Below are 25,995 nucleotides of genomic sequence, written 5' to 3'. Positions count from 1 at the left end.
CTTCCTATGGGGAGTACTCACCAAGCTAAAGGAGACCTGATGATGATTATTGAAGTGAACGGGCTGTCCAAATCATTCAGCTATTACAATAAGGAATTGGGCTTGAAAAGCTCGTTCAGCAACCTGTTTCGGAGAGAAAAGCTGATCAAGGATGCCGTTTCCAATATTTCGTTCGGAATCGAGGAAGGCGAGGTTGTCGGGTTTCTTGGACCTAATGGAGCAGGCAAGACAACTACGCTGAAAATGCTTTCTGGTATTTTGTATCCGGGCGGCGGCAGTGCAACTGTACTTGGGTATACACCTTGGGAGCGTAAAAATGATTTTAAACGGCAGTTCTCGATTGTTATGGGTCAGAAAAACCAGCTGTGGTGGGATTTGCCAGCCAACGAATCTCTTTATTTGAACAAATGCATTTATGAAGTGGATGACAAGCAATACAACGACACCTTGGGCGAGCTTTCGGAGCTGCTCGATGTTCAGCATTTGTTGAAGGTACAGGTACGCAGGTTATCGCTCGGTGAACGCATGAAGATGGAGCTGATAGCCGCTCTGATTCATAAACCGAAGGTGCTGTTTCTCGATGAACCGACCATTGGTCTCGATATTTTGTCGCAGCGCAAGATCAGGGAGTTTTTCAAATATTACAATCAGGACCGGAAAACAACCATTTTGCTGACCAGCCATTACATGAATGATATTGAGGATTTGTGTAAACGAACGATTATTATTAACCACGGTAAAGTGATTTTTGATGGCAGCCTGAACGAAGTGAACAATATTCTCGGGCATAAAAAAATTATGAAGCTGGTGCTGTCCCATCCCGTTGATGCTCAAACGCTTCAGCAGGTCGGTAATGTGAAGGAGGTCAAGGACCTGCTCGTCACAATCGAGTTCGAAAAGCACGATATTAAGCGATTGTCACGCTGGGTGCTCGATCATCTGCCTGTTGTCGATTTTACTATTGAGGACATTCCGATTGAAGAGGGTATTGCGATGCTGTATCAAAGAGGCGGTGAACAGCATGCTCATGCCGAGCAAATATCTTAAGAGCTTTTCGCTCGGTGTTCAAAAGGTTCTGGAATACCGCACAAACTTTTTCCTGAGCCTGTTCAGCTGCATATTCCCGATTATTATTCAATTTTTCTTTTGGAAAGCGGTGTTCGCAAGCTCTAATCAATCGATGGTGTTCGGTTATTCCTACAATCAGTTGATTGCTTACTCTATTCTTGCGATATTGATGACCAAGCTGATAGGGACTGGCTTTCAGTTCGAAATTGCGCGGGATATCAAGGATGGCGGCTTGAACAAATATTTGATTAAGCCCATTGGCTATTTTGCTTATCGGATCTGCTGCTTTCTGGGCGAGAAATCGATTGAAATGCTGGCGATCTTATCGATTTCGATGGTGGTGGTATGGGTATTGAATTTGTGGCTCGGGTTCCCGGTCCACAGTCAGCAGGTACTGCTGTTCTTATGCGTGGTACCCTTCTCGCTGCTGCTGAATTTTTTTATTTATTACAGTCTGAGTGCGATAGCGTTCTGGTTTATCGAATCCAACGGAGCGTTCAAAACCTTCGGGTTGCTGGCTACGATTGCGAGCGGAGGACTATTTCCGCTTGATGTGTACAGTCCTGGCATGCAAAAGATATTGCTGATGTTGCCATTCAATTATGTGGTGTATTTTCCGATTCAACTGCTGAGCGGCAAGCTCTCCATGGAGCAGATCGGTCAAGGGTTGGTCATGCAGATCATGTGGATTGCAGTATTTGCACTGTTATCGAGTATTCTGTGGAACACTGGAATGAAAAAGTATGTTGCCGTAGGAGGGTAGACCTGACTCATGAAAACGTTGAAAAAATACGGGTACATCTACCTGATTTTCGTAAAAAACTGCTTTATTGCGCAGATGGAATATCGGATCAATTTCCTGTTCGCCAATACGATCGAGATAGCTTATTTGTGTATCAAGCTGATTTATGTGCTGGTTGCGTTCCGGGTAGGCGTCGTCATTAATGGGTACACCCCGGACGCGCTGCTGATGTATGTAGGCTCATTTACGATGATGACCGGGTTTTACTGCTTATTCTTTTATTCCAATTTTATGATGCTAAGCAACCATATTCGCGACGGCACGCTGGATATGCTGATCACCAAGCCGGTCTCGCTGCAATTCATTGCTACGCTGCGCAGAATCGATTTCGGATACTCCTTTACAAATGTGGTAGCCGGCATAGCGATGATCGTGATCGGCTGGAGTCGAATGGGGATTCCGGTAACGCCTGTTAAAGTGTTCGGGTTTATCGCTTTTATATTCGTGGGTGTGGTGCTCAAGTACGCGATTTTCCTGATTCCCTCACTGATTTCGTTCTGGACAGTCAATACCAATGCGGTTAATCAGATGTCGACGGCCATTTGGGATATGAATCATGTACCCATGAACATCTACGGACGTTCGATCCAGCAGGCGGGGATGTTCCTGTTTCCGGTGTTTATCATCACCAACTTTTCACCCTTGTATGCCATGGATAAGCTGGATATCTCCTATATGGTTTGGTTTATCGCGGCTCCGATTGTGTTTTTGTTCATTTCCCGTAAGCTCTGGAACGTGGCCATTCGTAGTTACACCAGTGCAAGCGGTTAATGTCCGATTATCTGATAGAAGAAGCGGGGTGGACCCATAATGACCAAAATCGTATTGTTCGCAGGCGGCCTGGGTACCCGATTGGGGGAAGAAACCGTGCTTAAGCCCAAGCCGATGGTAGAGATCGGGGGCTTGCCGATTTTATGCCACATCATGCAGGGGTATGCAGCTTACGGATTCAAGGAATTTATCGTCGCACTTGGCTACAAGGCTGAGGTTATCAAGCAGTATTTTTTGAATTACGTGTATTTGCAAAATGATTTTTCTATCCATATGTCCAGCTCTGCTGTTGAGGTTAGCAAGCGGCCGGAAAGGGATTGGATTGTTCACCTCGTGGATACTGGACTTCATAGCATGACAGGTGGACGCTTGTATCGGTTAAGGGATCAGTTGAACAAGGAGACCTTTATGGTGACGTACGGTGATGGCGTGAGTGATGTGGATATGACGCGTCTGATGGATTTCCACCGTTCGCATGGCAGGCTGGCAACCTTGACACTGGTACGGCCGCGAGCGCGATTTGGTACCGTCGATCTGCTGGGAGATCAGGTCGTGCGCTTTAAAGAAAAGCTGGATACAGAGAGCTGGATTAATGGCGGTTTTTTTGTATTTGAGCCGGGTGTGCTTGATTATTTGAGCAGCGATGAAGAGGTGCTGGAGAGCGATGTGTTGACTCGCTTGGCTGAAGATGGGCAATTGATGGCTTATCGGCATACCGGCTTCTGGGAGTGCATGGACACGATGAGAGATAAACAGCATTTGGAAAGCTTGTGGGCTTCCGGTAATGTGCCTTGGAAAACCAGTCGTATAGCTGGAGATCAGAATGCTGAAAAGGAGCGGTGCCTTTGATGACCGGAAACGTTATTATGCTTGAGGATCTGGCTTATATATTTGGGCAAACAGAGAAAGCGGGCCGATTTGCAGGAAAAACGATTGTGATCACCGGCTGCGGCGGATTTATCGGCTTTTATTTAACGCAGTACTTCGTCTACTTGAAACAACAGGGAATCCAATATCGATCACTTATCCTGCTGGATACGTTCCGTTCGGGCAGACCATCATGGCTGGAGGAGCTTTCCCGCAATGAAGCCGATATCGAGGTATACAGCTTTGATATTGCCGTCGATAAGCTGGACTCGATACCTGCAGCACATCGGGCGGACTATGTCATTCATATGGCGTCAATCGCATCTCCTACCTATTATCGCCAGTTCCCGATTGAAACGATTCATGCCAATGTGCTGGGACTGAACAATCTGTTGGAATTTTACCGTCATCGTCCGCTGGATGGATTGTTGTTTTTCTCCAGCAGTGAGGTATATGGTGATCCTGTGCAGGAAAGCATTCCAACCGCGGAAACCTATCTGGGCAACGTGAGCTCACTCGGTCCGCGTGCCTGCTACGATGAGTCGAAGCGTATGGGTGAAACGCTATGTTATGTGTATCATCAGACGTATCAGATGCCAATACGGATCGTCAGACCGTTCAATAACTTTGGACCGGGTATGGCGGTTGGGGATAAAAGAGTACCCGCGGATTTCGCCCAGGCGGTGCTGTCGCATGAGGATTTGGTGATCCATTCAGACGGGACGCCTACCCGCACCTTTTGTTATATTGCTGATGCGATTGCGGGTTACATTAAGGTATTGACCTATGAACAATTCGACTGCTTCAATATCGGGATGGATCGACCGGAGATTACGGTGCTGCAGCTGGCCAGCATTTTTCGCGAACAGGCTTTAGAGCTGTGGGGCTACTCAGGTGCAATCCGCTATCAGCCATCGCTGGAAAAGGATTATTTAACCGGTAATCCATCACGCAGATGTCCTGATATAGCCAAGGCGAAACAACTGCTTGGCTTTCAGCCTGGAATCGATGTCGAGCAGGGAGTAAGACGGTATTTGTCCTTTCTGGCCCAAGAAAGAGAAGAGGTTCATTCATGATTGCGGTTATGGGCTTGGGATTTGTTGGACTTACGACGGGGTTGGGGCTGGCTCATCGTTCAGGTCAGCAAGTATTTGCCTATGATGCGGATGAGCGTAAGCGGGAGCTGTACAAGGGCAAGCGGATTTCTTTTCATGAGCCACACCTTCAGGAGCAGCTGGAGCGATACGGCGGAGACCGATTTATCGTATGCGATACGATGGCAGAGGCTGTAGCTCAAGCCGATACCCTTTTTATATGTGTTGGAACGCCCAGTTCATTGAGCGGTGAAACCGATTTGGGTGATCTGCAGCGTGCAGTCCGTGCATGTCTGGATGCATTGGAGCAGCTAGCGCAGCCCAAGCCTTACCCTGTTATCGTGATCAAATCGACGGTTCCAGCGTCCACGACAACGGATGTTGTCCAACTGCTTTTGGAAAATCGGGGCTATCGGATCGGGGAAAATATAGGCTTGGCCCATAACCCGGAATTTCTGCGTGAGGGCTCGGCATGGAATGATTTTGTGCAACCGGATCGCATTATCATTGGAGAGGTTGATCCTATAGGAGCACGGCGGGTACGTGAGCTTTATGCGAATTTTGGAGTTCCCATCCATTGTGTATCCGCGCATACCGCCGAGTTTGTCAAATATGCCTCCAATGCACTGCTGGCTACCATGATCAGCTTTGCTAACGAATTGTCGATGATCGCTGCCCGAATTGGCCATATCAATATCACACAGGTGTTTCACCTGCTCCATGAAGACAAGCGATGGCAGGGACATCCCGCAAAAATGACAGACTACGTATTTCCTGGCTGCGGTTTTGGCGGTTATTGTTTGCCCAAGGACACGTTATCCTTATATGCACATGCAGGCCATTACGGACATGAGGCTGTGATGCTGAAAGCGGTGCTGCAGGTCAATGAGGATATTAAAAGGCATATTGTCGAGCAAATTGCTGCGTCCGTCCAGCCTGAGGGTACGATTGGCATCCTTGGATTGTCGTTCAAACCGGAAAGCGATGATGTCCGAGGTGCGGTATCCAGGGATATTATTGGACTGCTGCTGGACCGCGGCTATAGTCGGATTGTAGCTTATGATCCAATGGCCATGGAAAATTTCCACAATGCCTACGGATTACCCATCATGTATGCGGACTCTGTAGAGGAGGTTGTGAATCGCAGCGAGGTACTGACTATTGTTACGGCATGGAGGGATTTTAAAGACAAGCAAAACCTGTATCAAGGCAAAAAGATCATCGATGGACGGCATTATTTATGACCAGTTTCTATACGTGCAAGTTCAAAGAGTCGCCTTTCAGCACCGAGAAGTAAAAGTTTTCGTAGAAAACTCGCTTCGTAAGCTGTAAAGAAGGAGGAGCAGAGTTTATGCAAACCTATATGAGCACCGGACTTCGAGCCTGAATGCAAGATTCGATGCCGAGTAGGCTTTCAGTGAAACTTCGTGATCAAAGGGGACTTTTTGAACTACATCTATAAGAGAGGTGTTAACCATAATCATACCAAGGACAACTCACGATACAGAGCTTCTGGATATATTGGAGCGGGTGCTTAAGCAGGAGCGTGAAGTGCTGGAATCGATTGAACCTGATGATGATTTGATCGAATACAATCTGAACTCGATCCTTGTCGTTGAATTGGTGGTCGAGCTGGAAATCGTCTATGGCATCGAAATTGATGATGATGATTTGTTAACTGAGAATGTATCCACGCTTCGCCGAATTCAGGAACTGGTCGGCAAATATCAACAAATCAAATGAATCGGCGGGTGACGCATATGGAATTTTGCTGGATGCTGCCGGAAGGTAATTTGGAGACGATTCTACAGCAGACACAGTTTGCGGAAGCAGGCGGATTTCAATCGGTGCTACTGATTAACGCCAACTCTTATATGGACCCCTGGATTATGGCTACGGTGTTAACGCAGGAAACTGAGCAAATCCGTATTCTCGTTGCGCAGAACACGAGCTATTGCCTGCCAACGACGACTGCCAAAGCTTTTAACACATTAAGCTTGATTTCAGCTGGACGCATTGATTTGAATGTTGTAACAGGCAGCTCGCAGGTCGAGCTTGGAAAGATGACCCGGGCCGGTGACCACGCCTCACGTTATAAGCGAACCAAAGAATTCATCGATCTTTACCTCCGTTTGCAGCAGGGCGGGATTACTCACTATCATGGAGACTGCTTCGATGTGCAAAATGCGGAGCTATTTCCTAAACGGGACGTACCGACTGGCAGGCTGTTCATGGCTGGCAGCTCGCAGGAAGCGATGGCTATTGCGGCTGAATTTGCTGATGGTTATCTGGTATTCGGGCATGAGCTTGACGAAATTGAGCAGCATTTTACAAGCTTTCGTGAATGGTTACCTGAGCTTCGTACGAATCTGAATCCAAATCCGCATTGTGGAATCATGATCGATATTATTGCGCGGGAAACGACGGAAGAAGCGTGGGAGGCTGCCTATCAATTTCTGGAGAGCGCCAGCCCGTTTGAAAAAAGGATGAACCGTTTGTTTCGCAACAATAGTGACTCGGTCGGTATTTCCAAATATCATAATTATTATTCGCAATCCAAACATGCACAATCCAAACATGCACAAGCAGAAGGGAGTCCTTCGTCGACGTTATGGCCAGGTTTGTCACAGCTGAATACTTCGAATGGCTTTTCCATTGTCGGATCTTACGAGGAGGTACGGCAAACCATTAGCCGATTTCATAGGATTGGCGTGAATTATTTTATACTATCAGGCTTGATCAGCACGCAGGAGCTGGAGCGGATCAGTACGCATGTTGTCCTTCCCATCCAATCCAAGCATCTAACAGTCGGCAATGTCATTAAGTGAGCGTAAAGGGTGGAAGGAGTCGTTAAGCCAGCATGTCAATGTGCATTGTGAATGATTTTACAATTCAGTCCGGACATCACTGCTTGTTTTCGGGATTGCGTCACTTGTTGATCAGAGAACGTCCCGAATTGGACATGGAGGTAGCGGAGGCAGACATTTATTTTCAAAGCGACGGCATGAATCTCGAATACAATGGAAATTTGAGCACGATGTGGCTTGCATCTCAGGAGACGATCCTCCAACAGTTTGCCGCTTGCTACGGGCTGTGTGCCCAATTTACGTTTGAGGTCGGGGTTGCGGTGCTGGACATCTTTCGCGAGATTTTACAGGAAAATCGGATAATCCTGATTTTTATACGCAGTCCTTATTTGGATTATCATGCTGTTTTTCGTGATGGTGTAGAGCGTAATCATATTTTACTTTTATTTGGAATCGATGAAGTCAATCAAGTCGCACAGGTGGCGGATACCTCCTTTCTTGATGGTTTCGGACAAACGTTATCCTACACAGGTCCGTTATCGCTGTCACAGCTGCTTGCTGGAATATGGGGATACGCCTGGTTTGAGGTCGATCCTTTTCAAAAAACCGCCTCGAATGCCGATGAACGGTATCACAGGGCAATCGCGAGCATCAAACGCTTTAATCACAGACATCATTTGCCTGAAGGACGTTATCAAGGGCTGGAGGCCTATAGAGCCTATGTGGCTGATTGGTCACGGTTGATTGACATGAAGCCTGCGGAGTTTACGGACACCTGCAAAAACATGTATTACTGCCTGCGAATCGGTGGCATCCTGCATCAATTGGATTACTTCGAACAATTTATTGGGAAGCATAGGGACCGAGTCGGAGATTCGGAAGGGATGCTGTTGCAGCTTCATAACAACCGCATTGAATGGAAAAAAAGTTTATACCAGCTGTACAAAATCGGATTGTCCATACAGCCGCATAAGCTGCAGCCGCTCCAGGAACGATATATGTCGCTGCTTCAGACACATGAAAAATGGCTGGAGTACTTTATGGACAGAGCTGTCCAATGAAAGGAGATCGCGATGATAACAGATAACCGTGTGGTTAACCTCCCACTGGAGGTTCCTATTATCGATGTGCATTCGTTTCACGCATTTTCTCAAGCCATCATTCTGACACGCAAGGACAAATCGCTGCCGTGGATAGTTACCAATTATATTCATATATTCGGCGTTCCGCATTTTGATAAGGGCAATTTCATTCACCTGGCTACTTCCTCTCATTTTCACAGCCTGCCGTACACTTATGTCTCCAAATTACACACAGATCAGTTGCGGTCATGGTTCACTGACAGTATCGAATTGTTCGTGGATTGTCTGAACAAGCAGCAGTATTTGGCGATCGCGCTGGATGAATTTTATATTCCTGGCATGCATGCTTATCTTAAATACCATCTTGTCCATCATGTATTGGTACATGGGTATGATTGGGATCAAAGACTGTTCCGAATTGCCGGATTTTTTGGCGATCCACCTGTCTTTACTACAAACCGGACGCTCAGCTTTGAGCTCTTTCAAGAAGCGCTTGCCCATGCGGGTCCGGTAACTCAGCGTGCCAGCCAAACACTGGAAATTATCCAGTTTCCGTATCAGGCTCTGAACACGCCCATATTCGAATTTGACATCAAATTAATTATAAGATCGTTGGAAGAGCACCTGTTATCCAAGCCGGTAACGGAAAGGAATCCCAAGCGAATCGATTTCTGGTTCGGCTTAAGAGCTTATGACTTACTGATTCAATTTTTGGAGTTGGAGCGCGATAGCGACAAACCGATCATCCATATGAAAGCTTTGCAAACATTGGTGAATCATAAAAAATTGATGATAGAGAGGATGAAATACTTATTTGCCAACTATTATATGACCGATGACAGGTTTATCGCGATGGCGGAGCAGGTATTAAGAAAAACGATGATCGTTCACCAGCTTTGTGTCAAGCAGCGTATTGTGCAGGACCCTCGCAATATCGCCAGAGCCATTCATGGGATTGAAGAGCTTAAAGCCTACGAGAAGGATTTTCTGGAACAACTGCTCGACCATCTGGAGAACGCAAACTGATATGAGGACTACCAACAACCAAATTGACGCGAAAGTGATACTTGATGCCGGCAGCAGGTTCGCTGAGGCGAATACCCGGTTTATACCATTGGAAAGCTTTGAGAGCAGCGTATATGCCTGGGCTGATCGAGGAAAACAGTATGTACTCAAAATCATAGATCGGCAGCATCGGACAGAAGCTGACATTTTGGGGGAAATCGATTTTGTCCACTTTGCGGCGGACCATGGCGTACCGGTGGCAAGGGCGATTGTCTCGTTAAACGGCAGCTATGTAGAGTCAATCGGTGATCATTATTGGGCATACGCATTGGAATGGGCCGAAGGGCAGCCCGCTAATCTGGAGGTATGGGGACCGGAGTTGTTCCAGCAGTGGGGACAACTGCTCGGCAAGCTGCATCAGGTTACCTCACAGTATAAACCGTCCAGACCGGAGTGGAAACGGCATCGATGGGATGAGGATGAATTATATCATGCTGCGTTGTTGAAGGTTGCTGCTGATCCGTTGCTTGGCAAAGCCTTGAATCCCTGCCTGTTAAGGCTTAAGCAGCTTCCTGAGCACCCGGACCAGTTTGGATTGATCCATAATGATCTGCATCATCGCAACTTTCATGTTCATGAGGGCAGGATGATCGTTTTTGATTTTGATGGGATGGCCTATCATCATTATTCCAGTGATATCGCTGTCGCCATGTATTACGCTATCGATGGTGATCGCTCTACAGCAGATAAAGCGTCGTTTGCCAAACATTTTATGCATCATGTATTGGAGGGTTATTCTCACCATCAAACCGTAAGCAAGGCACTGGTACAAAGCGTACCGGATTGGATGCTGCTGCGCCATCTGCTATTGTATACTACGTATCTGCGCAAGTGGGAGGGAATGAATCGCAATACGATGCAAAGATGGACATTAAATCGGTATCGAACAGATCTCACCATGGGTAAACTGTTTGGTGGTATTGAGCTTGATTATACTAACTGGATATAAATGTAAAATAATATTGAGCATATAATTGCTATAAGAAAAGAGAGGGATCATAGAATGAGCCAAACGATTGTAAACAAGGACTCGGTTATGGATTTCGTCTGCAGCAAGGTGCAGGAGGTATTGCAAACGGATGAAGCTCTGACTTTGGATAAGGATCTGGCCAGTCTCGGGATGGATTCATTTAATTCCATGAACCTTGTCATTGAATTTGAAACGAGATTTGAGATTGTTTTTGATGATGAAGAGCTATTATTCGAAAATTTTGCCACTGTGCGGAATATGGTTGATCGGATCTGCGCCAAATTAGACGTGGATTCTTTGGAGCTATGAAGCAGCAATGGGTGGATTGCTATATCGATAAGCTGCTGGCTTTATATCCGCAGGTGCATGCTTATGCAGCGATGATTGATCGATGGGCTTTTATACCTGAATGGTCGGAAGTAGATGTGGATTTTGACTTGACGCGTGTATTGGCGACGGAGCGGCAGCTGTTTGAGCTGTATGGGATTCGACGGCAGTACAATAGCGGCTGGATCGACGACGCGCTGCGGAGCGGCCTTCAGGTACTTCTTCCCTGTGATTTATTTTATTTGCCGCATGCCAAGGTTTTTTACGGTCAAGAGCATGCCGGACATTATATATGGGTACAGCAAATATTGCCCAATGGTGAGTACCGAATTTACGATGATCATCCTGCCTTCCAGGGTGCGATGGCTGGCAAAGCTTTGCGACAGGCGCATGAAGCGATGAGAATGCCTTACCAAGCCCTTGAGCCGAGGTGCAGCGAGATTTCAGAGGAGCAGGCACTGATGTATACGGGCCGGATGCTGCAGACGGATACTTTTCACCTCGGTTCCTTCGCTAACCAACTGATCGCCTCGACTTTGCCACCGATCCGCAAGTGCGAAATTCTCAAGGGAACCCGGCATATGCAGCATCGGTTAAGTGGTTTGATCCGCATATTTGATGTGACCCCACTTCCACCCGGCCCTAACGATGAGATGGTTGCTGTCCGTCAGGCAGTGTCAAGTTATATGGATGGCTGGCGAGCTACAGTCAATCTCGCCTTAAAAGGTTTGCTGCTTCCCGTAGACAAGGTCTGGGGTCGGCTGGAGGAGCGTCTTGTTAAGCATGCCGAGGGAGATCAAGTATTAGCGGATGCAGTGATTCAATTTAAGGGAAAGCTTACCTCTGTCTATCAACAAGGAGGGGGATTGCGATGATATTCTCTTATTTACATATGGCTTGGGGTATTGTGCTGTTGAAATATCATGATCCCGATCAGCTTCAACTGTTCATCCACACAACACATGATATGCCTGTATGGACCTGTAAAAACACAGGGTTTGCAGGAGAGCCTATCATTAGTATAGACATACCGGTTTGTATAGAGGATACGTTCAAGGAATGGAAAGAGAAGCTGCGTGAAGCTATAGCTCCCTATGAAGCAGTCAATGGTGTATCTGTTACTTTCGCTCGGAACACCGAAGCTTTCTCGGTTTCAGAATTGGAGGTTCCCTGGAAGAGTGAGCTTGAGATCATCATGGACATCGATAGGCAGCAGAACTGGCATTTGCATAGCGAAATATCAGCTGATCGTTTTAAGGGGCATTTGATGAAGGTTTATGAAGCCCTGCTTCGTGATGAAGAGACACCAATCAAGGATATAGATATGGTTGTGCCCGAAGAGCGTTTACAGCTGCTCTATGCTTTTAATCAAACTCGAACTGATTATGCGAAGGATCAAACAATTCACAGTCGTTTTGGGATGCAGGCGGCTGCTTATCCTGAACAGATTGCGGTGGTATGCAACAAAGAGAGCATCAGCTATGCGGAGCTGGATGGGAAATCGACACAATTGGCAATTAAGCTGCGAAGTAGGGGGGCAGGACGGGGCAGCATTGTGGCCATTACAGCAGATCGTACTTTGGAGATGATCATTGGGCTTCTGGCGATATTGAAATCGGGTGCAGCGTATTTGCCTATTGACGTTCGGTCACCAGAAGCACTTACCCGTATGATATTGGCAGATAGTGGAACCTGCATCGCTGTGACGCAATCCTTGTCCGATTCTATAGGTGTCGAGCTGCTTAATCCTTACGATCCGATGTCTTATGAAATTGAAAATAGTAATGGAACCAACCTTTTAGCGAAAGGCCGTGCTTCTGATCTGGCTTATGTCATCTACACCTCAGGAACGACAGGCACCCCCAAAGGAGTCATGGTAGGGCATCAGGGAGTCGTTAACTTCTGCTGCTGGTTAGGTACGAAATACCACATCACGAGTAATACTCGAACGCTTCAGTCCGCCAACCTGACCTTTGACGCTTCGGTGGAATCGATATTCGGACCTTTACTTAACGGTGGAACCGTGATTCTTATAAGAAGCGAATTGCTGCTCCATAAGGCAGCTTTTCGCAATTTTATCGATAAGCACCAGGTGCACATCTTACCGCTCGTACCTACCTTGCTGCCACTGATTGCAGACGATGATCAATTGGAGAGTGTTCGAGTCGTCATCACAGGTGGAGATATTCTGGAACGGGAGCTTAAGGACCGCATCATTCAAAGGGGTTATAAGCTTTACAATCATTACGGCCCGACAGAGGCGACAGTGGACGCTCTGGCCTCGGATGTTGAGGAAGATAGAGTGACTTTAGGCAGGCCGATTGCCAATACGAGGATCTATGTGTTGAATCGGTGGCTGCAGCTTTGCCCGGTTGGCGTATGGGGAGAAATTTGCATAGCAGGAGACGGATTGGCTGCAGGATACCTGAACCGCGAGGAGCTGACGCAAGAGAGATTCATCGTGAATCCGTATGAATCCGGTCAACTTCTGTACCGAACAGGAGACATGGGAAGATGGCTGGAGGATGGAAGAGTCGATTATGGCGGCAGAATTGATGATCAGCTTAAAATCAACGGTATTCTGGTGCACCCCGAAACCATTCGCAAGCACCTAATGACGCATTCCTCTATTCATGATGCCTGTGTGCTGGGTATAGGTAATAGTGGCAGTAACAGAAAATTATTAGCCTACTATACGACAACGGAGCCTGTCACCACCACACAGCTCAGAGAACATTTATTGCAGTACATTTTCCCAGGCATTCTTCCCAGCAAATTCATTGAGATTGCTCAATTCCCTGTAAACCTGAGTGGCAAGATCAACAAGCAGGCATTAGTTGAAATGATAGGAAAGTGATAGTTTGTACGTTTGGAGGATAGCCTTGTGGTTATCCTTTATTTAGGTTTGTCCATTCATCGTATTTATTTGAACAGCTTATTAAATTGATATATTGTGCTTAAAATTAATATGGACTATAATTAATTTAATCTTTAAGCTAACTACTCAAATCATTTACTACCATGACCGCTTACAGAATAGGTTGAAGCATGACTAATTTTATAAAACGAGGTGTTTATCCATGAATCAAAAGATCAAATGGGGGATTCTTGGTCCAGGCCGTATCGCAAATGCATTTGCCAAAGATTTGGCGCATCTTCCGGAAGCGCAGATCGTCGCTGTGGGTTCACGATCCGAGGAACGAGCAGCTGAATTCGCGTTGAAGCACAACATCCCGAATGCTTATGGCAGCTATGAAGCACTTATTCAGGATCCGAATGTGGACATCATCTATGTGGCAACTCCGCACTCTGAGCACAGAGAGAACGTGTTAGCTTGCCTATTGGGTGGTAAAGCCGTAATTTGTGAGAAGTCGTTCACAGTGAATGCAGCCGAATTGGAGGAACTGATCCAAGTTGCCCGCGAGAAGCAGGTATTCCTTATGGAGGCTATGTGGACGCGGTTTTTACCGACGATTCATAAAGTGAGGGAATGGCTGGCGAGCGGAGCAATCGGGGACGTACGTATGGTTGATGTAAGATTCGGTAATCGTGCTGAATGGATACCGGAAAGTAGACTGTTTAACCCGAAGCTCGCTGGAGGGACTTTATTGGATGTCGGCATTTATTGTGTATCTTTTATCTCGATGATATATGGCACGCAGCCTTCTACCATTCAAAGTCTGGCTCATATCGGGACAACTGGCGTGGATGAAGAATTTTCAGCTTTATTTGGCTATGAGGGAAGACAAACAGCCAACCTGATGGCGGCACTTCGTATAAAAACAAAGCACGAAACCATTATTTCCGGAACGGAAGGTGAAATTCGAGTGCCGTCATTCTGGAATGCCAAAACAGCGGAATTATCCGTGTACGGAAAACAGGTAGAGCGCTTTGAGGATTGCGCTGCACCGATAGGTTACATGTATGAAGCAGCCGAAGCGATGCGTTGTCTTCGAGAAGGAAAAATTGAAAGCGACATTATGCCGCTGGATGAATCGTTAGGCATTATGAGAACAATGGATGCGCTTCGCGGTGGATGGGGAATGAAATATCCGTCTGAATAAATGATTGGAGTCGTTATCGGTTATTATGGAGAAGCCCCTGGTGTAATTGCTAAGGGCTCTTTTCATACCAATCTTCATTCGTAGAATTATCGAACTTATCGAAGTTTTGTCACCTACTGCTTCAAAAAGAAAACCCTTACAATAATAAAGAATCGGTAATGGCGATATCAATAAGCTGGGGGTATTCGATTTGAAAAAAGGGTTGTTAGTCTTTTCAGTGTTTCTCATGTCCATGACCGCATTAGTTGGATGTGCGAAAGATTCTGGTAATTCCGCTACGGGTACATCGGACACCGCAAAGAAACCGGATGCGGCCAAGCCGCCCGAAGGCTCCACGAGTGGAGCTCCCAAAAAAGTAGTGCTTTACGGTGACATTAAAGAATTTCCTTCTTTTGTCCCCATGCTTGAAAAGCTGAAAGCAGATTTCAAAGGCAAATACGATATTCAAACGATTCCGGTGGATTGGGGTAACCTGGAAAAAGTCGTTAAGACAGGTATCGCTTCCGGACAGCCGGCAGATATTTATGCGTATTGGCCCAACAATTTGAAGACAATGATTGACTCCAAGATGGTAACCGATTTAACACCGTATTTGGATGCGAACGGTGGCGAATGGAGAAAGCAATTTACCTCCATGCTGGACACTGGCAAGTATGGCTCGCAAACTTATGGTGTTCCGATCAGTGGTGTATTCCCACTCATCTACGCCAACCAGGATCTTCTGGATAAAGCTGGAGTTAAAATTCCGGACAACTGGAACTGGGAGCAATTCCTGGATACCTTGAAGCAAATCAAGGAGAAGACCGGCGTATATCCGTTCGGTGCAGCTAACGATCAAGCCATCATTTTACCGCGGGAAGGTTTACAAAGCATTGGGGAAGCACAGAACAAGCTGGATGAATTATCAAAGCTGCAAATTCCAATCGCAGACCCTATGTTTACCAAGATGCTTGAAAACCTGAAAAAATTAAATGATAACGATTACTGGTACCCGGGTAAGGGCGCTTTGACGATTAAGCGTGACGAGGAGCAATCCGCTTTCTACCAAGGTAAAGTAGCTATGATTGGCGAAGCCTCCTCACTTGCGGCAACAGTAACAACGAATTCGAAATTTAAAGTCGTTGCTTTACCGGTTCCGACCATGGGCAACAAGCTGGCTTACACAGGCAGTGCGGACGGATTTATGATTCCGGCGAACGCAGCCAACAAAGAAGCTGCAGTCGAAATTATCAAAAAACTGACCAGCCAGGAATATATGCAAATTCATGCGGATGCGGGCTTCCTGGTTTCCAACTTGAATGTTAAGTATACGAATCCTATAGTTACTCAGATTGGTGCTTTGTATAAGCATGCGATTACCAACCCGCCGGGATTCACCTATGTGGATAGCAAGATCGATGAATATTTCAGGAACCAGCTTTTACCTAAACTTTTCCTGAAGGGCTCCGATTTCAAAGAAATTATTAGCGATCTGGAAGCCTTACGTCAAGAAGCACTTAAAAAGAAGTGACAACATAGCTAAGTTTAGATAATGGAGAGAAACATGGATGAACAACCGTAAAGGTAATTTACTCGGCAGTACAGTCCTTGGATTTGTATTTTTGGCTCCTGTCTTGTTCCTGATCCTGTTTGTTTCCTATGTTCCTTTCATATGGAACTTGATTTTGTCTTTCCAGGAGTGGGATGGGTTTCTAACGAGAAACTGGATTGGATTCGATAATTACATTCATATTTTTGCTGACCGTACTGCTCTTATTAGCTTTTATAATACAACTTTCCTGGGCATTTTTATCACCTTGTTTTCTGTCGTTATCGGCATTATGCTGGCAGCCCTGATCTACCAGTTGGGGAATAAAGAGGGAGCGTTCTACCGATTTGCTCTTTTCACTCCCTCGATGGTTCCGACAACGATTATTGCGATTTTGTTTACTTTTATTTATAGTCCTGAAGGCGTATTGAATCAAGCACTGGAAGCGATTGGCTTGGAGCATTTGACGCGGGTATGGTTGGGTGAACCGGAAACCGTCCTGCCAAGTATTGTACTTGTAGACGTGTATAAGAATATGGGCATTACGATGATGCTCTGTTTCACGGCCATGCAGCTTATACCGAAGTCCATATTTGAAGCAAGCAGAATGGATGGTATCGGATACATGCGTCAATTCATACTCATTGTGCTTCCATTACTTAAGCCAATTATCCAATTGTGCGTGGTGCTGTCCTTGATCACAGCCTTCCGAACTTACGACTCGGTGAGAATTTTAACGAACGGCGGTCCAGGGACAATGTCGAAGACAGTATCCTTGTATATGGTCGATACTGCATTCAATTACAATGAATTCGGTTATGCAGCATCGATGGGAGCCTTGTTTACAGGAATATTGCTGTTGACTGTACTTATAGCGAGACGGTTACTAGGGGGAGAGACGTATGAATATTAATAGGGAAACCACAGCCATCGTCTGGATACCCAGAGTTACCGTTCTGCTATTGACGCTGCTCACGTTATTCCCGCTGCTCTTTGTATTGATGACATCTTTTAAATCCACACAGCAGTTTCTTCAGAATATATGGGCACTGCCGGTACGTATCGAGTGGTTTAATTATTCGAAGGCACTCATTGACGGCGGGATCGGACGCTATTTATTAAACAGTACCTATGTTGTATCGATTTCCATTATCGGCATCGTGCTATTTGCCTCATTGGCAGGATATGCTTTGGCGAGATTACGTATTCCCAAGGCGGAGTTCCTGATGCTGTTCATTCTCATTCCAACGATGTTTCCATCTGAATCGATCATTATGCCGTTCTATATCATGATGAGTAAGCTTAGGCTGTTAAATGAAGCTTATACGCTTATTTTTCCGTTTATTGGATGGGGGGTGCCCACGGCAACGTTTATATTGCGTAATTTCTTTCAATCCATTCCGAACGAGCTGCTTGAAGCAGCCAAGGTCGACGGGGCGAACGATATGCTCGTTTTTGTAAAAGTGATCGTACCGATCATGATTCCTACACTATTGACGGTGGCTATTTTGAATTTTGGGTTATGGGGAGAGCTGCTCTGGACAACCGTTTCCATGTCAGCTTCGGTATTTCGAACCATTCCACTTGGCATTATTGCTTTTCAAACGCAGATGGGCACAGATTGGGGACCGCTTTCCGCGGCCATATGTATTGTCATGGTTCCGCTCGTTGTCATATTTTTATGTTCACAAAAGTATTTTGTAAGAGGATTAACGAGCGGTGCAGTAAAAGGGTGATACCAATTGGAGAATATAAACCATGTCTATCCAAACCAAATTTTTTGTGTATTTGTTTGTGCTTGTTATCCTTCCCTTAATGGCAGCGTCCTTCTTAATCCTCGCGATTTCGTCCGATATTATCGGTTCCAAGTCGAGAGAGGCCGTCTTTCAATCTTTTAAGCAAACCGAGTTTCGCTTGAATCAAATCGTCTCCAATACAGAATATTTATCTGATAAGTTGTTGGGCAATGAAGATGTCCAGCAGTTATCGAACTTGAACGAGCAATCTTATCCGTATGAATTCGTAGTGCGTACGAATGGTCTCAATTATTTTTTGCAGCAGGAAATTAGAGTGCAGCCTTACCTGCACTCTTTTCTCCTTATAAACAATACGAAGCCGATTTACCGGTTCGGTTACTATGAGAATGAGGTTAACCAGGATTTACTCCAGCAAGCGATCCAACAAAAAGGAGTTCCGGTATGGACCGGCACCTATAAGCTGCATTCCTATCAAAATCCGAATGAAAATGAATATGTCGTCTCTTTGTTTAGAGCCGTTAATGATCTTAATTTATTTGTTGTTATTTCTGTTGAAATATTAACCATCCCCGAACAAGCGCTGGAGCAGGCTTACACAGAGAATGATGCGTGGCAAAATGACGGAATGGTTATTATCGACGGCAATGGGCAAATCGTGTCTTCCAAGAACAAAAGTGAGATCGGAAACCATATCGGACAGCTGCCCTATGTTCAGCAGGTTATGTCTGGCATTGAGGGGAATTTTCGCTCTACGATCAATGGGGAAAAAGTTTCTGTATTTTATTATAAGCTGCCAAATCCAGGTTGGCATGTGATCAAAGTGGTTCCAGACTCGCAAATTAATGAACCGCAGAAGTTTCTCGGGATATTGATTGTTGTCGCACTGTCGATCTGTTTGCTGTTTGGGATTATTTTCTCCGTTATCCAAAACAACCGCATTATTCGACCCATCAAGCTGCTGAAGCGCGAAATGGATAAAGTTAAGCGCGGCAATCTGGAAATTAAGCTCGATGTGCAACAAAAGGATGAAATCGGACAACTGGTGTTTCATTTTAGAGCCATGGGCTTGGAGCTTAAAGATCTGATTGATAAAGTGTATCACAGTCAATTAAAGGAAAAGGAAGCCCGGCTGCAAATGCTGAGCATGCAAATTAATCCTCATTTTTTGTATAACACGCTTGAATCCATTCGTTGGGTAGCTATCAGGCATCAGGTGGATTCAGTTGCCGATCAGCTGGAGGTGCTCTCCAACATGTTCAGATATTCGTTAACCCAGGAGCATCAAATCACCACGATTGAGCAAGAGGTAGAGCATGTGCGCAATTATATGATCATTCTCAATTTCCGGTTCAATCACATTTATGAGTTCGAGGTACAAGTTGAGGAGCACATGCTTCAGTACGAGTGCCCGCATTTTATTTTACAGCCATTGGTTGAGAACTCAATCAAGCATGGCTTTGCGGATAGGATTGAGCAAGGCTTCATCCGTATTTCGATTGTACAGGAGGCGGCTTTTACCCGAATTTGTGTAGAGGATAATGGAATCGGGGCAGATGAGAACCGTATCCGCAGGCTGTTTGACGGTGAGGAGTCACATTCAAGTTATGCGCTTAAAAATATACACAGCCGTCTACAGTTGAAGTATGGACCTGAATTTGGGATTCTTTTTAGCAGTGAGCTTGGCATAGGGACGAAGGTAGTAATTGTACTTCCGGCAGTTTTAAGACACGATGGCGTATAGGCATATAATCGAGGTGATACATACGTTATGAAAATGCTTATTGTCGATGATGAAATTCAAATTCGAACGGGTTTGCAGGAAGGTATGAATTGGAAATCATTGGGGTTGAATGAGGTGTATATTGCGGACAATGGGGTTACCGCGCTGCAGCTCTTCAAGCAGCACAATCCCGAAATCATTATCACGGATATTAGGATGCCGAGGATGGACGGTCTGGCATTGATCAAATCTGTGAGAGACTTATCGTCTTCCTGCAAGTTTATTATTTTGAGTGGTTATTCCGAATTTGAGTATGCCAAGGAAGCTCTTCAATATGGGGTCATCGATTATGAGTTAAAACCTGTCAATATAAAACGATTGCTCAATCTGGTCAAGAAGGCTATCGAAACGATCGACAAAGAAAAAAGTCAGGTCACCTGGTACCATGAATATTGGAGTGAACGCCTTGTTCGGGATATTGTAAGCAACACATTCACAGAGACACCGAATATATTAGAGCTGCTTACTCTCAATATCAAGTGGAAGCCTGGGATTCCGCTTCGGATTTGTTACTTGCAAGCGGATGCGGTGCTTGGAGACGTTCTTACTCATCATCAAGAAAGAATTCAACAATTGTTAGATACAGAAGCTCACAAAATACCAGGGATGATACATAGGCTTTCTTCCAGGGACTATATGCTGATTATGAACTCGGACAACCGTGCTTTTGAGCTGGAGAAATGGTGGAAGCAGGTTCAAACGGTGCTGCTGGAGCATTGCCATATTAGCATGACGATAGGCATCAGCAACGAAGAAGGAATAGCGCATCTCCCCAGATTATATGAGCAGGCGCTGGAAGCTATTCAATTGAGGTTATACGGTGGCCCCCGGACCATGTATTATTATTACGAGGTTCCTGACCGGAAAGAAGTACGGAGTAGAACCTATACACCGCCAGAGGATGAACTCTCAAGAGGATTCCATGAGCCTTCCTTCGCCTCTTTACAAAGCTGCATCAACAGGGAATTCGACGTGTTCTTGCTAGAACGGAACCGGCTGCTGGGGGAAGTACGTGGGATATGCAGACAATATGCTTGGATTGCTGAGCAGGAGCTGAAACGAATGCCAGGTGTTTCTATCCAGCCTAACCATGCAGAGTGGAATCGTGATCATTCATTGGAGCAGATCGAATCGATTGAAGGTTTTCGCAGCTATGTGCTCCAGCTGTATCGGATTTCTTATGAGCAAGTACAATATGTTCAACGATTCCCGAATATGAAAGGCGTAGCCAAGGCAATCAGCTATATGCACGATCATTTTCATGAAGATATTTCTGTAAAAGAAGTGGCAGCATATATTCAACAGTCTCCCAACTATTTTAGCCATAAATTCAAGCAGGAAATGGGCGTTTCGTATACGGCATTTCTGAATCGAATTCGGATCGAGGAGGCGTCGAGGCAGCTGCAAGCCAAGTCCACTGCGGCTCTGTATGAAATTAGCTGGAATGTCGGCTTTCGGGATTATAAATATTTTACACAAGTGTTCAAGAAGCAAAAAGGTGTTTCTCCCTCAGAATATCAACGAAAGGGATTGGGTCATCCCGATATATAGGGGAATAACTACATTATATTTTGTGAAATTTAAGTAAATTATTGGTACTTCTCGCAACTTATTGGATATGACTACCGTTTATGTAATAAAGTTGACGAGGAGTGTGAATAATGAATTTTTCTGCCCGAGGTTCTTTTTTTATACGATTTGTTGTAACTACGGGAATATGTTTGCTGGCATTTTCTAATTCCCCAAGCCCTGCAGGGGCAGTGATCAACGTAAAGCCCCAGTACATTACAATTGTGGCAGACACGGAGTTGTACAAGGACTACAACAATCCCAAGGAAGCTTTGGCAAGCCTGGGCCCGCTGCAATCGGTGAAGGTTGTTGACGTTGATCGAGAGTGGAGACCGGATGCGCCTGTTGATATTACTTGGTATTTAATTGAGACCACGTGGCTGGGCAACATGTGGATACGTGCAGATGATCGGGTAATGAACGGATTATTGCATGAGGAGGAACGATGGATTACGACGATTTTTGACACTTATTTGTATGATCAGCCTAATACGCTGCCAAACGGTTTAAAGTTAGCTCCACAAAGGCTGCAATCCGATGCTTCTATTACGTATTCGCAATTACGGGGCACTAATGCCATGTCTTTTTTGGGTGGTGGTGGCAGCTGGTATCGGATACATACATGGCTCGGGGATAAATGGCTGCTGAAACCAACGTTGGTTGAGGATATTCATGTAACACCGATTTCGTTTGATCTGAAGCTGGAAGCAGCGGAAACGGCATATCCATATCCTTATCGTATCGAAGCCGCTGCTGAGCCCTTGCTGCCGCAAACCTTGCCAATAGTGGGGACATGGGATACTCATGGCTTCCTGGGTCCAGGTGGAGAGCTGTGGTATAAATTCCAGCTGCCGCAAGGTGATCGTTGGGTAGCTCCCCGCAATCAAGCAGTCATTTCTTATAAGCCTGTTCAGGAAACTGTCCGATTGCCAGTCCAAACCCGTTATTTTGAAAAGCCTACTTTAGATAATAGTATGATTTATTGGCTTCAGCCTGGGGAGTACGAAGCCTTCGAAGCTTCAGGGGAGCAATGGAAGCAAGTAAAGACACCTCAGGGAGACAAATGGGTGAATCCAGAGCGAGCTTTATTAGAACGTCCTATCGGGATCGTGCCTACAGATGAAGAGCTACAATTGACCTTGGAGGATCAAACCTTTGACCATCCTATTGAAGACAAAACAGCTCATGCCAAAGGTTTCTATAGCCCACAAGCCGTACACGCGTTTGAGAAGTGGGACACAGGACAGAGTGCCGTCTGGTATCATTTTATCGGTCTAAATGGTAATGAATGGGTGAAGAGATAAGCATGCTAGGTAAGTAGTCGTTCACATGGATTCTCAGGGCTGTCTACATGGTCTCATTCTTTCTCATTATCAATCGCTTGCGCCATCGTTTTATCAGTCAAATGGGCGTAAATCTGTGTAGTTTCCGGCGAAGCGTGTCCCAGCTGCTCCTGAGTTTTGTATAAATCGTTTCGTAGGTAATAATCGGTAGCAAATGAATGCCGCAGCTTATGAACTGACAAATAAGGCTTGCCGAACCGTTTGGCATATTTAATGACCATTTCCTGAATGGCTCGCTTGGTCATCCGTTCCCCTTCTTTTTTGCCGTTTGCAATGGCAAGAAAGAGGGCTTTTTCTTTACGTGGAGCTTTATACTGCGTCTGCCGCATGTCCATATAGGCCATAAGATTCTCAGTTGCATCCTGACGAAAATATACTGGCGTTTTGAAAGTGTCATCGTTAGAGCCCTTGCGGTATACATAAGCAAGCTTTTTCTTAAGATCGATATCGTCGGCGTTCAGATTAACAACCTCCGAGACACGAAGACCCGAGTTCAGCACCAGTCTGATAATGCAGGCATCACGAACCTTGTTGATGTGGTAGGAGTACAGGGCCTGCTTATTCCCAGCAACCTCTTCACCATACCCATGCTCAACAAATGCTATGAATTCATGTATTTCCTGCTCCTGCAGCAGCTTGCCTTCAAGCTTGGCTGCCGTATCCTTCGGTTTATGGGTCCGCTTGATCTCGACTTTGGCCATCACATTTCTCTTTAGCAGAGGATAAAACTCTTCGTCCTCGGCGATTTGACTTAAATAATGAAATAACGAACGAAGCGAGGACAGCTTGCGCGAAATCGTAACGCGGCTGTTCGTATGCTCGGTACGGGTCATCAAAAACATCCGGAAGTTATCGATGCTTTCCATATGCAGCTTCTCCAGTGCTTCAATCGGTAACTGTTTCATCGAATCGGCTTCAGCCAGACCTTCCGCAAGCATCCACGAGAAAAAGGTTTCATAATCCCGCACATACTCCAGCAGTGAGGAAGGGGAGAGGTCTGGAAGCTTGAAATTGATAAATTTCTCTACGTACCAAGGCATCGTAGGTATTTTTTTATCCAGCTCCTGACGGTCTTTTACTTTCAAAATATTCATTAGTAAGCACCTCAAATTTATGTACAGATACGTTTAAGTATAGTACAGAGAGAAGATATTGCAAATCGGAATCAGTCTCTGCCGTCCTGAATCCAGCTGTTTATTAACAAACACGCAATTGATTGTTACCAATAAATCTTTTATTATGGCATAAGAGATAGGTAGTGGATTTCTATTCGATATAATAGGGAGTTAAATAATGGTGAAATCGTTGAGTCTTATGAGAGGCGGATCCGGCCATGAAAACGGCAAGGTTACGTTTATTGAATTGTTTTTTGACCTGGTCTTTGTATTTGCCGTTACGCAGCTGTCACATTATTTGCTGGAGCATTTTAGTTTAATCGGGGCACTGCATACCTTATTTTTGCTGATGGCGGTGTGGTGGGTATGGATATTCACCTCATGGGTCACGAATTGGCTGGACCCGGAGAAGCTGCCGGTGAGGATTGCGCTCATTGGTCTGATGCTAACAGGTTTGATTTTATCAACTTCGATACCTGACGCTTTTGGGGAAAGGGCACTGACCTTTGCTATCGCTTATGTGTTTATCCAGGTTGGACGAACTGCATTTATGGTTTGGGGAGTGGGGAAGGATCATCAGGATTTGCGTCTTAGCTTTGTCAGGATTCTGGTATGGCTTATTGTCTCCGGTGTTTTCTGGATAGCCGGAGGTATCGTGGAAAGCCAGATGCTTCGGTATATGTTATGGATATTGGCGTTGGTGCTTGAGTACATGTCACCGTCTGTAGGTTTTTGGGTGCCGAGGCTTGGTTGTACACCAACAAGTGTATGGAAGGTAGAGGGGGCTCATTTTGCCGAACGGTGTGGATTGTTTGTCATTATAGCCTTGGGTGAGTCGATTCTGGTAACCGGTTCGACCTTCAGCACGTTGCCCTGGACCTCTGTCAACTTGTTTTCATTCATGATTACCTTTGTTGGCAGTGTAGCGATGTGGTGGATTTATTTTGATTCAAGCGCACACTCGGGCCACCACAAGATTACACATTCCAACGATCCGGGGCGGTTGGCGCGCCTCGCTTATACCTACCTGCATTTACCGATTGCCGCTGGAATTATTGTAACAGCGGTTGGTGATGAGCTTGTTCTGGCACATCCCTTAGGGCATATGGACACGAAAACGATCTGTGCGATTGTTGGCGGTCCAGCGATCTATTTGATTGGCAATACCCTGTTTAAGCGTGAGGTAACCGGAAAGTATTGCTTACCCTACATATTAGGTACGGTAGCCTTACTTCTATGCATATTCGTGGCTCACAGTTTGTCTCCCCTTGTTCTGGGTTTACTTGTTACTGTCCTGCTGGTAGTTGTGGGCGTATCGGAAAGGTTGATTTTCAAAAGAAGGCGGGCAGCAGTGTAGTTCAAGTGAGCAACAGTTCCTGATTCAATGATTGCTCCATTGTAGCTCACTGCTATTGCCGCTTCTCATGACCTGTAACTTTGCACATCCTTTAGTTTCACATCGTCAGAAATTTTTAACTCTTTTTTCTTTATGTTAAATTCTCTTTCATCCATGGGGCCAAATACTTTCTTAGTGATCGATTCAATGATCCAGTAACTCACTTTTAAATCATCTGGAATCTGATACCCATTTGTGCTCTTTGGATCATTTTTTAATCCTACTGTTTGGCTAGGATATACTTCTCATCCCATCCGACCTCGACAACTTTTGTCGGAATTAAAGGAGCGCCCCAGCTCGACTCGGTTATCTGGGGAGAAATTGTAACCTGGTGGGCAGAGCTTCGAATTACAGTGAGCTTATTGGGGAGCTGCACATCATAATCCCCTAATCCAGCACATCCAGACACGATAAAAAATGGCAGGATCGTTATACTTATGAACATTTGCTTAATCTTCAAAGGTATCTTCATTAAACCACCAATTACCCTCCCCATCCTTCTTGTCACGATCTTCGCTTATCTACAATTTATGAAGCATTAATAATTGTATTATAATGTAAAATGACTGTCCATAACAGGATACGGTTAA

General features: G+C 45.5%; 25 protein-coding genes. 22 read left to right on the top strand and 3 right to left on the bottom strand.

From position 1 onward, the window contains the following. Positions 1 to 39: 39 nt before the first annotated feature. From OB236_RS37160 to OB236_RS37060, 21 genes are all read left to right on the top strand, one after another. Positions 40 to 1,047, top strand: coding sequence for an ABC transporter ATP-binding protein (locus OB236_RS37160; RefSeq protein ID WP_262688539.1), 1,008 nt, complete (start codon positions 40 to 42; stop codon positions 1,045 to 1,047). Further along, positions 1,022 to 1,831, top strand: coding sequence for an ABC transporter permease (locus tag OB236_RS37155; protein ID WP_262688538.1), 810 nt, complete (start codon positions 1,022 to 1,024; stop codon positions 1,829 to 1,831). Before OB236_RS37160 ends, OB236_RS37155 begins: the two co-directional genes overlap by 26 nt. Before the next feature lie 9 nt (positions 1,832 to 1,840). Beyond that, positions 1,841 to 2,641, top strand: coding sequence for an ABC transporter permease (locus tag OB236_RS37150; RefSeq protein ID WP_240418568.1), 801 nt, complete (start codon positions 1,841 to 1,843; stop codon positions 2,639 to 2,641). 39 nt (positions 2,642 to 2,680) lie between these two features. Continuing rightward, on the top strand, positions 2,681 to 3,490 hold the full coding sequence (gene rfbF, locus OB236_RS37145) for a glucose-1-phosphate cytidylyltransferase (protein WP_262688537.1): 810 nt from the start codon (positions 2,681 to 2,683) through the stop codon (positions 3,488 to 3,490). Next, positions 3,490 to 4,584, top strand: coding sequence for an NAD-dependent epimerase/dehydratase family protein (locus OB236_RS37140; protein ID WP_262688536.1), 1,095 nt, complete (start codon positions 3,490 to 3,492; stop codon positions 4,582 to 4,584). Before rfbF ends, OB236_RS37140 begins: the two co-directional genes overlap by 1 nt. Beyond that, a complete protein-coding gene (locus OB236_RS37135) occupies positions 4,581 to 5,846 on the top strand; it encodes a UDP-glucose dehydrogenase family protein (protein ID WP_262688535.1) in 1,266 nt (421 codons plus the stop codon). The genes OB236_RS37140 and OB236_RS37135 overlap by 4 nt, the downstream gene beginning before the upstream one ends. A 223-nt stretch (positions 5,847 to 6,069) precedes the next feature. Then, entirely contained in the window at positions 6,070 to 6,345 is a 276-nt protein-coding gene (locus tag OB236_RS37130; protein WP_262688534.1) for a phosphopantetheine-binding protein, read from the top strand. 17 nt (positions 6,346 to 6,362) lie between these two features. Then, on the top strand, positions 6,363 to 7,430 hold the full coding sequence (locus OB236_RS37125) for an LLM class flavin-dependent oxidoreductase (protein WP_262688533.1): 1,068 nt from the start codon (positions 6,363 to 6,365) through the stop codon (positions 7,428 to 7,430). Between the two features lie 32 nt (positions 7,431 to 7,462). Next, positions 7,463 to 8,470 carry a hypothetical protein gene (locus tag OB236_RS37120; protein ID WP_262688532.1) on the top strand — a complete coding sequence of 336 codons (1,008 nt, stop codon included), beginning with the start codon at positions 7,463 to 7,465 and terminating at the stop codon, positions 8,468 to 8,470. A gap of 12 nt (positions 8,471 to 8,482) precedes the next feature. Next, positions 8,483 to 9,517, top strand: coding sequence for a hypothetical protein (locus OB236_RS37115; RefSeq protein WP_262688531.1), 1,035 nt, complete (start codon positions 8,483 to 8,485; stop codon positions 9,515 to 9,517). Position 9,518: 1 nt separating this feature from the next. Beyond that, positions 9,519 to 10,505 (top strand): phosphotransferase enzyme family protein, encoded by a 987-nt coding sequence (locus OB236_RS37110; RefSeq protein ID WP_262688530.1) that lies wholly within the window; start codon positions 9,519 to 9,521, stop codon positions 10,503 to 10,505. Positions 10,506 to 10,559: 54 nt separating this feature from the next. Then, positions 10,560 to 10,835 carry an acyl carrier protein gene (locus tag OB236_RS37105; RefSeq protein ID WP_262688529.1) on the top strand — a complete coding sequence of 92 codons (276 nt, stop codon included), beginning with the start codon at positions 10,560 to 10,562 and terminating at the stop codon, positions 10,833 to 10,835. Beyond that, positions 10,832 to 11,728, top strand: coding sequence for a hypothetical protein (locus tag OB236_RS37100; RefSeq protein WP_262688528.1), 897 nt, complete (start codon positions 10,832 to 10,834; stop codon positions 11,726 to 11,728). Before OB236_RS37105 ends, OB236_RS37100 begins: the two co-directional genes overlap by 4 nt. After that, a complete protein-coding gene (locus OB236_RS37095) occupies positions 11,725 to 13,710 on the top strand; it encodes a non-ribosomal peptide synthetase (RefSeq protein ID WP_262688527.1) in 1,986 nt (661 codons plus the stop codon). Before OB236_RS37100 ends, OB236_RS37095 begins: the two co-directional genes overlap by 4 nt. A 223-nt stretch (positions 13,711 to 13,933) precedes the next feature. Beyond that, complete coding sequence (locus tag OB236_RS37090) at positions 13,934 to 14,917, top strand: Gfo/Idh/MocA family protein (protein WP_262688526.1); 984 nt, start codon at positions 13,934 to 13,936, stop codon at positions 14,915 to 14,917. A 190-nt stretch (positions 14,918 to 15,107) separates the two neighbouring features. Then, positions 15,108 to 16,427, top strand: coding sequence for an ABC transporter substrate-binding protein (locus OB236_RS37085; protein WP_262688525.1), 1,320 nt, complete (start codon positions 15,108 to 15,110; stop codon positions 16,425 to 16,427). Positions 16,428 to 16,464: 37 nt separating this feature from the next. Beyond that, positions 16,465 to 17,358, top strand: a complete 894-nt coding sequence (locus tag OB236_RS37080; protein ID WP_262688524.1) for a carbohydrate ABC transporter permease — start codon at positions 16,465 to 16,467, stop codon at positions 17,356 to 17,358. After that, on the top strand, positions 17,348 to 18,181 hold the full coding sequence (locus OB236_RS37075; RefSeq protein WP_262688523.1) for a carbohydrate ABC transporter permease: 834 nt from the start codon (positions 17,348 to 17,350) through the stop codon (positions 18,179 to 18,181). Before OB236_RS37080 ends, OB236_RS37075 begins: the two co-directional genes overlap by 11 nt. A gap of 22 nt (positions 18,182 to 18,203) precedes the next feature. After that, the gene (locus OB236_RS37070; RefSeq protein WP_262688522.1) at positions 18,204 to 19,943 is read left to right on the top strand and encodes a cache domain-containing sensor histidine kinase; all 1,740 of its coding nucleotides are present in this window, start codon (positions 18,204 to 18,206) and stop codon (positions 19,941 to 19,943) included. Between the two features lie 27 nt (positions 19,944 to 19,970). After that, on the top strand, positions 19,971 to 21,533 hold the full coding sequence (locus OB236_RS37065) for a response regulator (RefSeq protein WP_262688521.1): 1,563 nt from the start codon (positions 19,971 to 19,973) through the stop codon (positions 21,531 to 21,533). Positions 21,534 to 21,643: 110 nt separating this feature from the next. Then, entirely contained in the window at positions 21,644 to 22,855 is a 1,212-nt protein-coding gene (locus OB236_RS37060; protein WP_262688520.1) for a hypothetical protein, read from the top strand. Positions 22,856 to 22,908: 53 nt separating this feature from the next. Here OB236_RS37060 and xerS read toward each other — a convergent pair whose 3' ends face one another. After that, positions 22,909 to 23,988: a tyrosine recombinase XerS gene (gene xerS, locus OB236_RS37055; protein ID WP_262688519.1), complete on the bottom strand. Its 1,080-nt coding sequence runs from the start codon at positions 23,986 to 23,988 to the stop codon at positions 22,909 to 22,911. 199 nt (positions 23,989 to 24,187) lie between these two features. Between xerS and OB236_RS37050 the strand changes: the two genes are divergently transcribed. Further along, the gene (locus OB236_RS37050) at positions 24,188 to 25,366 is read left to right on the top strand and encodes a low temperature requirement protein A (RefSeq protein ID WP_262688518.1); all 1,179 of its coding nucleotides are present in this window, start codon (positions 24,188 to 24,190) and stop codon (positions 25,364 to 25,366) included. A 65-nt stretch (positions 25,367 to 25,431) separates the two neighbouring features. On the opposite strand, the gene OB236_RS40285 is transcribed toward OB236_RS37050, so the two are convergent. Further along, on the bottom strand, positions 25,432 to 25,587 hold the full coding sequence (locus OB236_RS40285) for a DUF3997 domain-containing protein (protein ID WP_408638570.1): 156 nt from the start codon (positions 25,585 to 25,587) through the stop codon (positions 25,432 to 25,434). A gap of 38 nt (positions 25,588 to 25,625) precedes the next feature. Further along, on the bottom strand, positions 25,626 to 25,877 hold the full coding sequence (locus OB236_RS37045) for a DUF3997 domain-containing protein (RefSeq protein WP_262688517.1): 252 nt from the start codon (positions 25,875 to 25,877) through the stop codon (positions 25,626 to 25,628). Between the last annotated feature and the right edge of the window lie 118 nt (positions 25,878 to 25,995).

The sequence above is a fragment of the Paenibacillus baimaensis genome (assembly GCF_025567575.1).
This window is presented reverse-complemented; position numbering and strand designations above follow the sequence as displayed.

Bases quoted from the DNA above. Each gene is read 5' to 3' on its own strand.
- OB236_RS37050 (WP_262688518.1), top strand. From the start codon at position 24,188: ATGGTGAAATCGTTGAGTCTTATGAGAGGCGGATCCGGCCATGAAAAC.
- OB236_RS37090 (WP_262688526.1), top strand. From the start codon at position 13,934: ATGAATCAAAAGATCAAATGGGGGATTCTTGGTCCAGGCCGTATCGCA.
- OB236_RS37115 (WP_262688531.1), top strand. From the start codon at position 8,483: ATGATAACAGATAACCGTGTGGTTAACCTCCCACTGGAGGTTCCTATT.
- OB236_RS37105 (WP_262688529.1), top strand. From the start codon at position 10,560: ATGAGCCAAACGATTGTAAACAAGGACTCGGTTATGGATTTCGTCTGC.
- OB236_RS37125 (WP_262688533.1), top strand. From the start codon at position 6,363: ATGGAATTTTGCTGGATGCTGCCGGAAGGTAATTTGGAGACGATTCTA.
- OB236_RS37120 (WP_262688532.1), top strand. From the start codon at position 7,463: ATGTCAATGTGCATTGTGAATGATTTTACAATTCAGTCCGGACATCAC.
- OB236_RS37140 (WP_262688536.1), top strand. From the start codon at position 3,490: ATGACCGGAAACGTTATTATGCTTGAGGATCTGGCTTATATATTTGGG.
- OB236_RS37160 (WP_262688539.1), top strand. From the start codon at position 40: ATGATGATTATTGAAGTGAACGGGCTGTCCAAATCATTCAGCTATTAC.
- OB236_RS37080 (WP_262688524.1), top strand. From the start codon at position 16,465: ATGAACAACCGTAAAGGTAATTTACTCGGCAGTACAGTCCTTGGATTT.
- OB236_RS37150 (WP_240418568.1), top strand. From the start codon at position 1,841: ATGAAAACGTTGAAAAAATACGGGTACATCTACCTGATTTTCGTAAAA.
- OB236_RS37075 (WP_262688523.1), top strand. From the start codon at position 17,348: ATGAATATTAATAGGGAAACCACAGCCATCGTCTGGATACCCAGAGTT.
- OB236_RS37045 (WP_262688517.1), bottom strand. From the start codon at position 25,877: ATGAAGATACCTTTGAAGATTAAGCAAATGTTCATAAGTATAACGATC.
- OB236_RS37110 (WP_262688530.1), top strand. From the start codon at position 9,519: ATGAGGACTACCAACAACCAAATTGACGCGAAAGTGATACTTGATGCC.
- OB236_RS37135 (WP_262688535.1), top strand. From the start codon at position 4,581: ATGATTGCGGTTATGGGCTTGGGATTTGTTGGACTTACGACGGGGTTG.
- OB236_RS37070 (WP_262688522.1), top strand. From the start codon at position 18,204: ATGTCTATCCAAACCAAATTTTTTGTGTATTTGTTTGTGCTTGTTATC.
- OB236_RS37100 (WP_262688528.1), top strand. From the start codon at position 10,832: ATGAAGCAGCAATGGGTGGATTGCTATATCGATAAGCTGCTGGCTTTA.
- OB236_RS37095 (WP_262688527.1), top strand. From the start codon at position 11,725: ATGATATTCTCTTATTTACATATGGCTTGGGGTATTGTGCTGTTGAAA.
- xerS (WP_262688519.1), bottom strand. From the start codon at position 23,988: ATGAATATTTTGAAAGTAAAAGACCGTCAGGAGCTGGATAAAAAAATA.
- rfbF (WP_262688537.1), top strand. From the start codon at position 2,681: ATGACCAAAATCGTATTGTTCGCAGGCGGCCTGGGTACCCGATTGGGG.
- OB236_RS37060 (WP_262688520.1), top strand. From the start codon at position 21,644: ATGAATTTTTCTGCCCGAGGTTCTTTTTTTATACGATTTGTTGTAACT.
- OB236_RS37065 (WP_262688521.1), top strand. From the start codon at position 19,971: ATGAAAATGCTTATTGTCGATGATGAAATTCAAATTCGAACGGGTTTG.
- OB236_RS37155 (WP_262688538.1), top strand. From the start codon at position 1,022: ATGCTCATGCCGAGCAAATATCTTAAGAGCTTTTCGCTCGGTGTTCAA.